Source organism: Flavobacterium sp. 1355, from assembly GCF_017833415.1.
Taxonomy (GTDB): domain Bacteria; phylum Bacteroidota; class Bacteroidia; order Flavobacteriales; family Flavobacteriaceae; genus Flavobacterium.
In genome coordinates this window covers 45,917-58,705 of sequence record NZ_JAFICC010000006.1, presented here as the reverse complement: position 1 = coordinate 58,705, position 12,789 = coordinate 45,917, and the positions used below count along the sequence as shown (strand labels likewise).

The window sequence follows — 12,789 nt, the reverse complement described above, 5'->3', positions numbered from 1 at the left end:
AATTATACGCAAATATAGATCAATATTTTTATTAAACAATTTATTTTGTGTAAAAATTACGCAAACTTTATTTCGAAGTGAAAACCTTCTTTGGCTAAATCATTGTATTTCTGTTTATTAAACCTAAATAATTTAGCTGGGCGCCCGGTTTTTATCGGCGAATAATTTTCAGTTTCTTCTACAATTCCGAAACTTAGGATTTTTTTTCTGAAATTTCTACGCTCAATTTCTTTATCCAAAATGGTACAGTACAAGTTTTCCAGTTCCGAAAAAAGAAACTCTTTTGGGAGTAAATCAAAACCAATTGGTTCATAAGTTAATTTTGCTTTTATACGCTCCAGAGCTTTTTTGAGAATTGAATTGTGATCAAATGCCATTGTCGGAACTTCACTTATCTTAAACCATTGCACATTTTCTGCATCAGAATCGGCTTTGATCTCTAATTTTGAAGGATTTACCAAAGCAAAATAGGCAACTGAAACTACACGGTTGCGAGGATCCCGAAAGATATCATCGCCAAACGTAAATAATTGTTCAAAATAATCTACCGAGACGTTGGTTTCTTCTCTTAACTCTCTTTGTACGGCATCTTTTAAAGATTCATCGTTTTTTACCAGTCCGCCTGGTAAAGCCCAGTATGAATCACTTGTGCCGAATTTCTGCTGAATCAAAAGCACATATAATTGACTATTTTTATATCCAAAAACAATTGCATCAACTGCGATTCTAATATTTTGTAATTTTTCCATACCCTTAAATCATTTTCAAATCAGAACATAATTGAAAAATAAATTAGAAGTTCCTGTTTAAACTTCGATTAATTAAACTCGAAAAGCCTGTCTTAATTCTTCAGACATAATTTTAAAAACGGAACTTAAGTTGTTGTGTTTTCCCGTCAATAAATACACACTTTCTTCCGGAACATAAAAACTGTTCCAAACCAATTGCAATTTATTTTTCTGGATGAACCTTCTTGCGTTACAATTCCACGTTACCGCAATTCCTGAATTTTGAGAAAGTATTTCCAGCATTTCATATTCTGAGGGAATAATATAATTAGGAATCATAGAGGGTCTCTTTTTATTAAAAGCATGTAGCCAGAAAAGTTTTATATGCGGAATACGGGCTTCGTGACTATACCATTTTTGTTCATTTAGCCATTGTTCAGCTTCTGTAAAATTATCCGATTTTATTTTTTGACGAAATTCTGTTATATCCAAATCTACTGGTGCGACCATAACCAATTTAATTTTCGCCACCATTTCCTGAATCGTATCAAAAGTGTCATATCTTTTGGTCACAATAGCAAAATCTAATTTCTTCGAATCGACTAAACTAAAAAGTGCATCGTTTTCAGCAAAAGTAAAATCAATTAGTGCATACTTGGAAATTAATGCATTGCCAATACTGCTAAAAAGATCTTTTGAAATCCCTACAGAAATTAAACGATTGGCATCCTGAGCTTTTGCTCTAAATCCAACTTCCACATTTTCAAGCCTTTCAAGAGCATCAATAATTAAATTATTCAGTAACTTAGCATATTCTGTTGGTTCAACTCCTTTTGATTTTCGATTGAACAACTTATTTCCCACATGTGCCTCTAACATAGATATTTGTTGACTCACAGCAGGCTGGCTCATAAATAGCTCTTTTGCAGCTAGTGAAAAACTTCCGTTTTTATAAACCGATTTAAAAGTTCTGTACCATTCTAAATTTACCATGATATAAATTATTTTATAACAAACATAGTTTATTTTATTTTTACTAATATCACTTAAGGTGTAAATTTGTTAAAAATTTAAACGATGAAAAAAATAAAATTACTTGGAATTACATTATTAACGGCAATTAGCTTTTCAGCTATTGCCCAAAAATCAAATAAAAAGATGAAAAAAGTATTATTTGTTGTAACGAGCAACGATAAACTGGGCAACACTGGAGAAAAAACCGGTTTCTGGTCAGAAGAACTTGCTGCACCCTATTATGAATTGTTAGATAAAGGAGTAGAAATCACGATTGCTTCTCCACTTGGAGGTCAGCCGCCAATTGATCCTAAAAGTTCAGATCCGTCGTCTGCAACAGAAGACACAAAAAGATTTGATTCTGATAAAGCCTTACAGGAAAAATTAAAACATACACAAAAGCTTTCGACAATCAATCAGGCAGATTATGATGCAGTATTTTATCCAGGAGGGCATGGTCCACTTTGGGATTTGGTAGAAGATAAAAATTCAATTGCCTTGATTGAATCCTTTTATAATCATAAAAAACCCGTTGCTTTTGTTTGTCACGCCCCAGCTGTTTTGAAAAACGTAAAGGTAAAAGGCGAATATTTGGTAAAAGGTAAAAAAGTTACCGGGTTTACAAATGACGAAGAAGAAGCGGTTGGTTTGACAAAAGTAGTTCCATTTTTATTGGAAGATGCCTTATCATCAAACGGAGGGATTTTTTCTAAAGGTCCAAATTGGCAGCCTTATGCGGTTGAAGACGGACTTTTAATTACAGGTCAAAATCCGGCTTCATCTAAATTAGTTGCCGGGAAATTATTAGCACAATTAAATAAATAAAAAAAATGCTAAGTTTCTAAGGGACTAAGATGCTAAGATTTTAAACTTAGTAAAAAACCTTAGAATCTCAGAACCTTAGCATCTTAGAACCTAATAACAAAAACATGTTAAACTTTGAATTATATAATCCTACGAATTTGATATTCGGAAAAGGACAAATAAAAAAACTTTCAACTTTAGTTCCAAAAGAGGCTAAAATATTATTGGCTTATGGCGGTGGAAGTATTTTTAAAAATGGAATTTACGATCAGGTAATCAAAACTCTGGAAGGTTTTAATATTGTAGAGTTTGGAGGAATTGAACCAAATCCAAGATTCGAGACTTTGATGAAGGCTGTTGACGTAATAAAAGCTGAAAAAATTGATTTTATTCTTGCTGTAGGCGGCGGATCTGTAATTGACGGGGTAAAATTTATTTCGGCGGCGGTTCATTTTGAGGGAAATCCGATTGATATTCTTCAAAAAAAGATTCTAATTAAAGAAAACGCTGTACCGTTTGGAACTGTTTTGACACTGCCGGCAACCGGAAGTGAGATGAATTCGGGATCTGTTGTTACTATTAATGCAACTCAGGAAAAACTGGCTTTTGGCGGAAGTGCATTGTTTCCTAAGTTTTCAATTTGCGACCCTGCAGTTATTGCTTCTTTACCAAAAAGACAAATTCAAAATGGTGTCGTAGATGCTTATACGCACGTTATGGAACAATACTTAACGTATCCGCACGAAGGATTTCTTCAGGACAGAATTGCCGAAGGAATTTTGCAGACTTTAATTGAAGTTGGCCCGGGCGTTGTCGAAAATCCGACAGATTATACTTTGGCCTCTAATTTTATGTGGAGCTGTACAATGGCACTTAATGGATTAATTCAAAAAGGTGTCCCGACAGACTGGGCCACACATATGATTGGTCATGAACTAACTGCTTTATATGAAATTGACCATGCAAGAACTTTGGCAATTATCGGACCTAGTTTATACAGCGTAATGTTTGAAACCAAAAAAGGAAAATTAGCACAATACGGAAGAAGAATTTTCAATTTATCCGGTTCTGATGATGAAGTTGCTAAAGAAGCAATTAACCAGACTGTTGCATTTTTCCATAAAATGGGAATGGACACTAAACTCTCACAATACACAAATGACTATGATAAAACTGCAGATTTTATTGTCAAGCGTTTTGATGAAAGAGGCTGGAAAGGGCTTGGAGAAAATCAACTTGTAACTTTGGATAAAGTAAAAGCAATTGTTGAGATGAGTTACTAGTAAGTATCAGAAAAAATTAAACGAAAAGGCGTTCTTAAAATGATTTTAGGAACGCCTTTTCAAAATACTAAAACAAAACTAACTAACTCAATTTTTGCTAAACTCATTAAAATTCTAATTTACAAATACTTATAACGTAAGGTTTACAATTTTATTGTATCTCTGCTAAATATTTTATATTTTTTTGGAACTACCTGAAAACCATTATAATTCAAGGCAGTTTTTAAATTTCTTAAATCAGATTTTGTGTTATTACTACATTATTAAGTACTTTTGTTTTAAATTATTAAAATAATGAGCGAAAATTTAAAATTTGCAGTAATTGGAGGAGGGAGCTGGGCAACGGCAATTGCAAAAATGCTTTGTGTAAATCTTTCTGAAATTTCGTGGTACATGCGCAATGATGCTGCTATAGAACATCTTGAAAAATACAAACACAATCCAAATTATTTGAGTTCGGTAGAATTTGATACCAGGAAACTTAAATTAACGAATAATATTAATGAAGCTGTTGAATATGCAGATTATATAATTTTTGCGATTCCTTCTGCTTTTTTAAATACGGAGTTACAAAACTTAACGGTTTCTCTGGCTGATAAGATTATTTTTTCTGCTATTAAAGGTATTGTTCCGGAAACAAGTTTAATTGTTGGAGAACATTTTCATATTCAATACGATATTCCTTACTACAATATAGGGGTTATTACAGGCCCTTGTCACGCAGAAGAAGTAGCGTTAGAGAGGCTTTCCTATTTAACTATTGCTTGTGGAGATCCTGACAAAGCTTGTGTTGTTGCCAAATCACTTTCCGGAAATTACATTAAGGCCAAAATCTCAGACGATATTATCGGAACAGAATATGCTGCAATGCTTAAAAACATTTATGCAATCGCAGCCGGAATTGCACATGGTTTAGGTTACGGAGATAACTTTCAATCTGTTATGATGAGTAACGGAATTCGTGAAATGAAAAAATTCATTAGAAAAGTCCATAAAATGAAACGTAATATTAATGATTCGGCTTATTTAGGCGATTTGTTAGTTACAGGCTATTCTGTTTTCTCCAGAAACAGAATGTTCGGAAACATGATTGGAAAAGGATATACCGTAAAAAGCGCCATGATGGAAATGAGCATGGTTGCAGAAGGTTATTATGCTACAAAAAGTGCTTATAAACTAAATCAGGGTTACGGAGCAAAAACGCCAATTATTGATGCGGTATATGCCATATTATATGAAGGAAAAGATGCAAAATCAGTTTTTAAGAAACTGACTGAATCTTTGGATTAGTTTTTTTTATTAGAGTAAAAAATAGAGTAAAAGAGAATAGACTTCTCTACACATAAAAAAAGAGTCAAGATGAAATTATTCAGTCTTGACTCTTTCTTCTTTTATCTATTTTCTATTCTCTTTACTCTATTTTTTCTCTTTACTTCACCATAATTCCTTCAATAAACAAAATCGGTACTTCTTCTGTGTTATTCTCGTTAATTAGGTTTGATTTAAAGATAAATTTCTTGTCATAAAGTGTATTTCCAATGAAGAACGTTACCATAAATTCGTTATTCATAACCAAAAGACTCTTTTCAATCATTTCGATCTTTACTACAGAAACAGCAGGAACTTCGACAAAAGCATGACGAAGAATGGACGTTTTTTTCATTTCTCCATCAATGGTACCAAATGCTTTGGAAACGACCATTACACTGTCTAAATTAAAGTCACTATCGTTTACTAAATAAGCATACCACACTTTTTCCATAAAATCGTCACTCCATTCCTGAACAGCGGCAAGAAATACATTTTCGACTTCTGGAATTACTATATCTTTTTTCATTTTTATTAAAAGCTTTAAAACCTTTGTCAAAGCCAAAACTTCAACAAAGGTTTATTTATTATAATCAATGGATTTAAGTCTTTAGACCATTCTTAATTCTAAAATCTTCAATCTACAATTAGTTTATATATTAGATTTAAATTGCTCTAGGAAACGCACATCATTTTCATAAAACATACGAATATCACCAATTTGGTATAAAAGCATTGCAATACGCTCCACTCCCATTCCGAAAGCAAAACCGTTATATTCATCAGGATTGATGTCGCAATTTTTAAGAACGTTTGGATCAACCATTCCGCAACCACCAATTTCTAACCAGCCGGTTCCTTTTGTGATACGGTAATCCGTTTCGGTTTTTAAGCCCCAATAAATGTCAATTTCGGCACTTGGCTCTGTAAATGGAAAGTAGGAAGGGCGAAGACGGATTTTTGATTTTCCGAACATTTCTTTAGTGAAATAAAGTAATGTCTGTTTTAAATCTGCAAATGAAACATCCTTGTCTATATACAATCCTTCTACCTGATGGAAAATACAGTGAGAACGTGATGAAATTGCTTCATTACGAAAAACACGTCCCGGAGAAATAGTACGAATTGGCGGTTTATGGTTTTCCATATAACGAACCTGTACTGATGATGTATGCGTACGCAACAATACATCAGGATTTGTCTGAATGAAAAATGTATCCTGCATATCACGTGCCGGATGGTATTCCGGCAGGTTTAATGCTGTAAAATTATGCCAGTCGTCTTCGATTTCAGGGCCTTCAGAAACATTAAAACCAATATTAGCAAAAATATCAATAATCTGATTTTTAACTATTGAAATAGGATGACGAGAACCAATAATTACCGGTTCTGCCGCACGTGTTAAATCTCCAAAAATACCTTTAGATTCTTCTTTACTTTCTAAAGCCTCAACAGTTGCTTTAACTTTTTCTTCCGCAGTATTTTTTAAAGCATTTATAACTTGTCCGAATTCTTTTTTCTGATCGTTTGGCACGTTTTTAAATTCGGCAAAAAAGTCATTCAAAACTCCTTTTTTTCCTAAGAATTTAATACGGAATGCTTCTAGTTCAGCTGCATTTTCTGTTGAAAAAGCTTCTGCTTCACTAATATAATCTTTTATCTTATCTATCATTTTCCTTCAATAATTGAGAGTACAAATTTAAGTAAAAAAGTGAGACGTTAGATGTGAGATATAAGAAGTATTTCTAAACTTCTGTTATATTTTCAATCCAAAATCTAAAATCTGCTCACGCTCTCTAAAAATTATTCTATGAGCTTTCTGTCTAAAAAATAATTTACAATTGCTTCTTTCATTAAAACGGATTGCTCTCCTGCTCTTAAAGGCGGCAGCTCTTCTTTTACTTTGTAATGCGGCCAGCCATCTTCATCAAAATATTCGAATTCATAAAACCCGTATGGTTCCAATAATCTGCAAATAGCAATATGCATTAAATTTAATTTTTCGTCTTTTTTATATTCGCGGTGTATTTTACCATATTCCTGAACTCCGATTAGGTAAATAATGGCATCTAAATCAAGATCTTCTCCTTGCGAAAATTGATTTGAAAGTATATCGACAAGCTTTTCCCAACGCTCTTTTAATTGTGTATCTCTGGACATTTTATATATGATTTTAGATTTAGATTTCAGATTGCCTCATGATGATTTAAGATTATTTAATTTAAATCTGCAATCTGAACTCTAAAATTAGATTTGCAAAGATACGGAGTTGAAATTAGAGAACATATCCCTGATAATTCTTTTTATATTTGCGCCCACTAAACACAAACAAACATGAGTTTTTTAGATATTATTTTGGGAGCGCTTTTGGCTTTCAGTTTATACAAAGGTTTTAAAAACGGCCTCTTTGTAGAAGTTGCTTCTTTTGTTTCATTATTATTAGGAATCTATTTAGCGATAAAATTTTCTTCTTTAATGAAAGATATTATTGCAAAGCATGTGAGCTGGAATCCGACTAATATTCAGGTTACTGCTTTTATACTAACTTTTATTCTGGTGGTTATTGCAGTTTATTTGCTGGCAAAATTTTTAACCGGAGTTGCTGATTTTGCACAACTTGGTCTGATTAATAAATTGGGCGGTGCTTTTTTCAGGATTTTAAAAACAATCTTAATCGTAAGCATTTTTATTGCGCTTTTTGAAAAAATAAATTTCGATAATACTTTTGCCAAAAAAGAAACTTTAGACCGATCCATTTTTTATAATCCGATTAAGAAAGTGGCTGCTTTTGTATATCCTTCAATTGAAAAATGGTATGAGACTTTTAAGGAAAGCCAGAAGGAAAAGAATAAAGAAGAAGCCAAAGATTCTGAAAAACCCGAAGAGGATTCTAAAAAATAAGACATTGCATAAAAAACCTAACAGGTTTTGAAAACCTGTTAGGTTTGATTTAATCTGGTTTTATTTTACCAGTTTATCTCTAATTTCTGCCCTTTTTTCAAAACAACTTCTTGCTTTTTATCTCCAAAAATCAAGATTGTTTTGCCTTCTTTTTTAGCAGAGATAATTACTTTCTCTGGTTTTTTATTGTTCCAATTCATTTCTATTTCAAAGCCGCCTCGTGCGCAAAGACCTTTTACAGATCCTTTTTCCCAGGCATCTGGCAAAGCTGGAAGTAATCTTATTTCATTTTCATCCGATTGTAACAACATTTCGGCAACGGCAGCAGCGCCTCCGAAATTACCGTCAATTTGAAATGGCGGATGTGCATCGAATAAATTCGGGTAGGTTCCTCCTCCTCTTCTTGTTGTTTCTGTTTTTTTGCCATCCGGATCGACATAACGCAGTAATTCGCGGAACATTTTATAGGAACGGTTACCATCCCAAAGCCTTGCCCAGAGATTTATTCGCCAGCCTTTTGACCAGCCAGTGGTTTCATCTCCCTTAATTTCTAGTGTTTTTTTTGATGCCTCTGCCAAATCGGGAGTTTTTAAAGGTGTAATATGATTGCCGGGAAAGAGCCCGAATAACTGTGATTGATGACGGTGTTTAGGATCTTTATCTTCCCAATCGAAATACCATTCCTGCAGATTTCCTTTTTTACCAATTTGATATGGATGAAGTTTGGCAAATGCTTTTTTAAGTTTTTCTCTAAACTCTGCATCAATATTTAAAACTTCTGATGCTTTTATTGTTTTATCAAGACATTCGCGAATCATGGCCAAATCTGCTGTTCCTCCATAGATAGTGGCTCCCACAAAACCGTCGGGAGTGATATATTGATTTTCTGGCGAAGTCGATGGCGATGTAATTAAATCTCCTTTTTTATCGGTTATCATCCAGCCAAGGCAGAACTCGGCCGCGCCTTTCATTAATGGATATCCTTCTTTTTTTAAATATGCTGCATCCTGCGTAAACACATAATGTTCCCAAATGTGTGTACTTAGCCACGCGCCTGCCATTGGCCAGCACGCCCACATAGGATCTTCTTTTCCAAATTGGCCTACGGGATTGGTCATTGCCCAAATATCAGAATTATGAGCTGCTGCCCAGCCCTGATTTACGCCATAAAATGTTTTAGCAGTTGTTTTTCCGGTTACTGACAGGTTTTTTATAAAACTAAGTAATGGCAAATGCATTTCTGAAAGGTTGGTGTTTTCTGCCAGCCAGTAATTTTCCTCAACATTAATATTCATGGTATAATTACTGCTCCATGGCGGATTAAGATGTGGATTCCAGATTCCTTGCAAATTTGCCGGAACTCCCAATGTTCTTGAACTGCTAATGAGTAAGTAACGTCCGTAATTAAAATACAAAATTTCTAAGTTTTTATCTTCTTTTCCTTCAGAATAGCGAAGCAAACGTTCATCTGTTGCCAGATCCGGCGCTGTTGTATTTCCTAAATCCAGACTTACTCTGTTGTAGAATTTCTGATAGTCGGCGACGTGATTTTCTTTTAATTTATCGAAGGGTTTTGTAAATGCTTTATTTAAATTTTGCAATGCCATTGCGACATCATCGATCCCTTCGGTTGCAGGATTTTTGTCAAAACCATTAAAACTTGTGGCTACTGAGATGTAAATAAAAACTTCTGAAGCATTTCTTAAAGTCATTGTAGCGTTTGAACTTGTCACTTTTCCGTCTGTATTTTTGACCTGAAGTAAAGTCGTAAACCTTGTTCCTCTTTCCTTTATTTCTAAGTATTTTGGTACAACTGTATAACCTGTATTTTCATGAATTGGCGCAACGCCATTCATCATCATTGTGTTGTTTCTGACTTCGACATTTGATTTTAAGAGACTTCTCAAATTAATATCAAAATTTAAAGCTCCTTTTTGACTGCTCGTTAGTTTGATTACCATGATTTGGTCTGGTGCTGAAACAAAATATTCACGCGTATACTTTACGCCGTCCATTTCGTAACTTATTTTTGATGCTGCATTAGAAATATCAAGTTCTCTATAGTAATTGGTCGCTTTGCCTTTTTCGTAATTACTGATTTCTAATGTTCCTAATGGCGCGTACGATTCTGAGTTTTTACCCTGAATTTTTTTGTTTAATTCCTCTGCGAGTTTGTAATTTTCATTTTGTAAAGCTTCGCGAATTGCCGGTATGTTTTTGTAGGCTTCGGGATTCATATTTGCGTTCACGGGTTCTCCTGACCAAAGTGTGACATCGTTCAGATAAATTTTATCTGAGTTAACGCCGCCAAAAACGGTTGCTCCCAGTTTTCCGTTTCCTAAGACCAAACTTTCCTCAAAAAATTCTGCCGGCTTATTGTACCATAGCTTTTGTGTGGATTGGGCGGTTACTTTGATACAGAAAGAAATAAAAAGTAAACTGACAAATATTTTTTTTATGGCGTTTGAATTCATCTTCTGTGTTCTTATGAAATTGATTGCTTCTAAAACTTGAAACTCTTTGGTTGTAATTATTCTCCGTCTCCTAACAGGTTTTTTAAACCTGTTAGGTATTTATATCTTTCTTTCTTTTCTTCCCTTTTCCTAAGATTATACCTAACAGGTTTAAAAAACCTGTTAGGAGAAAAAAACCTAATATACTTTCGCTTGCGTGAGGGATAGGAGCTAACTACCGAAGTAGTGCGGATAGCCCGACCGCATCCCGATAAGAGGGCGTATAAGCGGAATGTAAATTTGCCCTCTTATCGGGTTGTGGTCACGCCCAGATGTTATTTACTTACTTTATATTTCTCATTTGCTGTGATCATTTCCCAATTGTCTGTTCTGAATGGCGATGCCGGAAATTTTTCTTTGTTGTAAAGATTGATATTCGTGTCATCGTCTGCCCAACCGTAATGAACAGCTACTGGATTTTGAACCTGATCGCTTGAAACGATTATTTTATTGTCTTTGATTATGGCTTTGGCAGCATGAAAAACTTTGTCTGTACCGGCAATTTCGAAACCTTTTAACTCTGTATTTTCTGGAGTTGATAATCCGCCACCGATATGATTAAATGTTAGGATAATCTGGTTTCCTTTTATTTCCTGAGATTTATAAACAGGACCACTGAAAACTTGTTTTTTGTTGTAAACATTATGCAACGCAATTGCTGCTAAACGTAAACCTACGTCTTGTTTATTTGTTGGGTGAATGTCTTTTGCGTTCCCGATATCGGTTGTTACGGCCATTCCGGTATTTGGTAATTTTAAGGTTTCTGATTGTGCTTCGCGCAGTTCTGCCCAACGGCTTCCTTTTGCACTGTTTCCGCCAAATTCATCAAAAGTAGACAATTGTACAAAATAGAAAGGAAAATCTCCTTGTTTCCATTTTGTTCGCCAGTCTGTAATCATAAGCGGAAATGCTTTTTTGTATTCTTTTGCTCTCGAGACATTGGCTTCGCCCTGATACCATAAAACGCCCTGAAAGGCATATGGAACTAACGGATTTACCATCGCATTGTACAATAATGATGGGTAACTGTTTGGTGAAACTTCGATTCTTACTTTTACTACATTAAATTTCCAAAGCCCTTCAAGAGGCAGATTTGAATCTTTTAAATCAATTTTTAAATCGGCGGGATCACCGTAAATTCCGCCTCCACCGCTATAATCTGTAATTCTGACTGCTATTGTGTTTGCTCCTTCTTTTAGAACATTTGCAGGGATTTTGTAGATTCTTTGTTTGTCCCACAGCTTGTTTGTCCCCACTTCAATTCCGTTTACAAAAGTCTGATCTTCATCGTCGATTTTTGATAAATATAAAACGGCTTCTTTTTTGGCCTGGTCTGCTGTTAAAACAATTGTTTTTCGCATCCAGACAATTCCGTCCATATTTGCAAGTTGTTGATTTTCCCAAAGTGAAGGAACTTTTATTTCTGGCCAGGTTTTATCATTGAAATCCGGATTTTTAAACTGGGCTTCGTTTTCCATTGAAACATCGAAACCCTGAACTTTTCTAACATTTTCTAAAACTGATTTTTTATAGATTTCAAAAACCTCGTCCATGTTAACAACCTGAACATTGGCAATCATCGCCTTAAAGTCTTCACTGTTTTGAAATGCTTCACGGCTTGTCCAGGTTTCTACATTTGTTCCTCCCCAGGATGTGTTTATGATCCCGATTGGAACTTTTATTTCGGCGTATAATTTTTTGGCAAAATAATAACCTACTGCTGTAAAATTACCAACGTTTTCTTTGTTTGAAACTTCCCATTTTGCAGATTTCAAATCGTCTTTTGGTGTTCCGCTTAAATCTTGTGCTACACCAAAATGACGAATCATAGGATAATTTGAATCTTCAATTTCTTTTTCGGCATTTATAGTTTTGTAAACCTGAAATTCCATGTTTGATTGTCCGCTGCAGATCCATACTTCGCCAACCAAAACATTTTTGATGGTGATTGTATTTTTTCCGGTAATGGATAATTCAAAAGGTCCGCCCGCTTTTTCTGCATTTAGGTTTACACTCCATTTTCCGTTTTGGTCGGCTGTGATCGTTTTGGTTTGTTTGTTGAATCGAATTTCTACTTTTTCATTTGCATCTGCCCAGCCCCAAACCGGAATTGGTTTATTGCGCTGCAGCACCATTCCGTCAGAAAAAATTAAAGGCATTTTTACATTTGCATTCAATAAAACGCCAGTCAACAGAAAGATAAATATTAAATTCTTTTTCATTTTTTTTTAATTTAAA

Annotated in this window: 11 protein-coding genes; 4 read left to right on the top strand and 7 right to left on the bottom strand. The window is 34.5% G+C overall.

The genetic code is table 11. The features are described from left to right. Window positions 1-56 precede the first annotated feature (56 nt). Window positions 57-749 carry an NUDIX hydrolase gene (locus JOD96_RS09000; RefSeq protein WP_209563951.1) on the bottom strand — a complete coding sequence of 231 codons (693 nt, stop codon included), beginning with the start codon at window positions 747-749 and terminating at the stop codon, window positions 57-59. A gap of 72 nt (window positions 750-821) precedes the next feature. Continuing rightward, the gene (locus tag JOD96_RS08995) at window positions 822-1,721 is read right to left on the bottom strand and encodes a LysR family transcriptional regulator (protein ID WP_209563950.1); all 900 of its coding nucleotides are present in this window, start codon (window positions 1,719-1,721) and stop codon (window positions 822-824) included. 84 nt (window positions 1,722-1,805) lie between these two features. Between JOD96_RS08995 and JOD96_RS08990 the strand changes: the two genes are divergently transcribed. The 3 genes from JOD96_RS08990 to JOD96_RS08980 all read left to right on the top strand — a co-directional run bounded on the left by JOD96_RS08990 (window position 1,806) and on the right by JOD96_RS08980 (window position 5,119). Then, a complete protein-coding gene (locus tag JOD96_RS08990) occupies window positions 1,806-2,567 on the top strand; it encodes a type 1 glutamine amidotransferase domain-containing protein (protein WP_209563949.1) in 762 nt (253 codons plus the stop codon). A gap of 104 nt (window positions 2,568-2,671) precedes the next feature. Continuing rightward, window positions 2,672-3,829 (top strand): iron-containing alcohol dehydrogenase, encoded by a 1,158-nt coding sequence (locus JOD96_RS08985; protein ID WP_209563948.1) that lies wholly within the window; start codon window positions 2,672-2,674, stop codon window positions 3,827-3,829. A 294-nt stretch (window positions 3,830-4,123) separates the two neighbouring features. Next, entirely contained in the window at window positions 4,124-5,119 is a 996-nt protein-coding gene (locus tag JOD96_RS08980; RefSeq protein WP_209563947.1) for an NAD(P)H-dependent glycerol-3-phosphate dehydrogenase, read from the top strand. Between the two features lie 139 nt (window positions 5,120-5,258). Here JOD96_RS08980 and JOD96_RS08975 read toward each other — a convergent pair whose 3' ends face one another. From JOD96_RS08975 to JOD96_RS08965, 3 genes are all read right to left on the bottom strand, one after another. Further along, window positions 5,259-5,666, bottom strand: a complete 408-nt coding sequence (locus JOD96_RS08975; RefSeq protein WP_209563946.1) for a hypothetical protein — start codon at window positions 5,664-5,666, stop codon at window positions 5,259-5,261. Window positions 5,667-5,789: 123 nt separating this feature from the next. Continuing rightward, a complete protein-coding gene (gene pheS, locus JOD96_RS08970) occupies window positions 5,790-6,809 on the bottom strand; it encodes a phenylalanine--tRNA ligase subunit alpha (RefSeq protein ID WP_209563945.1) in 1,020 nt (339 codons plus the stop codon). Between the two features lie 131 nt (window positions 6,810-6,940). Further along, entirely contained in the window at window positions 6,941-7,297 is a 357-nt protein-coding gene (locus JOD96_RS08965) for a hypothetical protein (protein WP_209563944.1), read from the bottom strand. Window positions 7,298-7,471: 174 nt separating this feature from the next. On the opposite strand from JOD96_RS08965, the gene JOD96_RS08960 reads away from it, so the two are divergent. After that, window positions 7,472-8,038, top strand: a complete 567-nt coding sequence (locus JOD96_RS08960; protein ID WP_209563943.1) for a CvpA family protein — start codon at window positions 7,472-7,474, stop codon at window positions 8,036-8,038. 65 nt (window positions 8,039-8,103) lie between these two features. Here JOD96_RS08960 and JOD96_RS08955 read toward each other — a convergent pair whose 3' ends face one another. Both JOD96_RS08955 and JOD96_RS08950 read right to left on the bottom strand, forming a co-directional pair. Further along, window positions 8,104-10,512, bottom strand: coding sequence for a glycosyl hydrolase family 95 catalytic domain-containing protein (locus JOD96_RS08955; protein WP_209563942.1), 2,409 nt, complete (start codon window positions 10,510-10,512; stop codon window positions 8,104-8,106). Window positions 10,513-10,826: 314 nt separating this feature from the next. After that, entirely contained in the window at window positions 10,827-12,773 is a 1,947-nt protein-coding gene (locus JOD96_RS08950) for a sialate O-acetylesterase (RefSeq protein ID WP_209563941.1), read from the bottom strand. Between the last annotated feature and the right edge of the window lie 16 nt (window positions 12,774-12,789).

What these genes read in the sequence shown, in the direction of transcription:
- JOD96_RS09000 (WP_209563951.1), bottom strand. Translation starts at nt 749, where the DNA reads ATGGAAAAATTACAAAATATTAGAATCGCAGTTGATGCAATTGTTTTT.
- JOD96_RS08995 (WP_209563950.1), bottom strand. Translation starts at nt 1,721, where the DNA reads ATGGTAAATTTAGAATGGTACAGAACTTTTAAATCGGTTTATAAAAAC.
- JOD96_RS08990 (WP_209563949.1), top strand. Translation starts at nt 1,806, where the DNA reads ATGAAAAAAATAAAATTACTTGGAATTACATTATTAACGGCAATTAGC.
- JOD96_RS08985 (WP_209563948.1), top strand. Translation starts at nt 2,672, where the DNA reads ATGTTAAACTTTGAATTATATAATCCTACGAATTTGATATTCGGAAAA.
- JOD96_RS08980 (WP_209563947.1), top strand. Translation starts at nt 4,124, where the DNA reads ATGAGCGAAAATTTAAAATTTGCAGTAATTGGAGGAGGGAGCTGGGCA.
- JOD96_RS08975 (WP_209563946.1), bottom strand. Translation starts at nt 5,666, where the DNA reads ATGAAAAAAGATATAGTAATTCCAGAAGTCGAAAATGTATTTCTTGCC.
- pheS (WP_209563945.1), bottom strand. Translation starts at nt 6,809, where the DNA reads ATGATAGATAAGATAAAAGATTATATTAGTGAAGCAGAAGCTTTTTCA.
- JOD96_RS08965 (WP_209563944.1), bottom strand. Translation starts at nt 7,297, where the DNA reads ATGTCCAGAGATACACAATTAAAAGAGCGTTGGGAAAAGCTTGTCGAT.
- JOD96_RS08960 (WP_209563943.1), top strand. Translation starts at nt 7,472, where the DNA reads ATGAGTTTTTTAGATATTATTTTGGGAGCGCTTTTGGCTTTCAGTTTA.
- JOD96_RS08955 (WP_209563942.1), bottom strand. Translation starts at nt 10,512, where the DNA reads ATGAATTCAAACGCCATAAAAAAAATATTTGTCAGTTTACTTTTTATT.
- JOD96_RS08950 (WP_209563941.1), bottom strand. Translation starts at nt 12,773, where the DNA reads ATGAAAAAGAATTTAATATTTATCTTTCTGTTGACTGGCGTTTTATTG.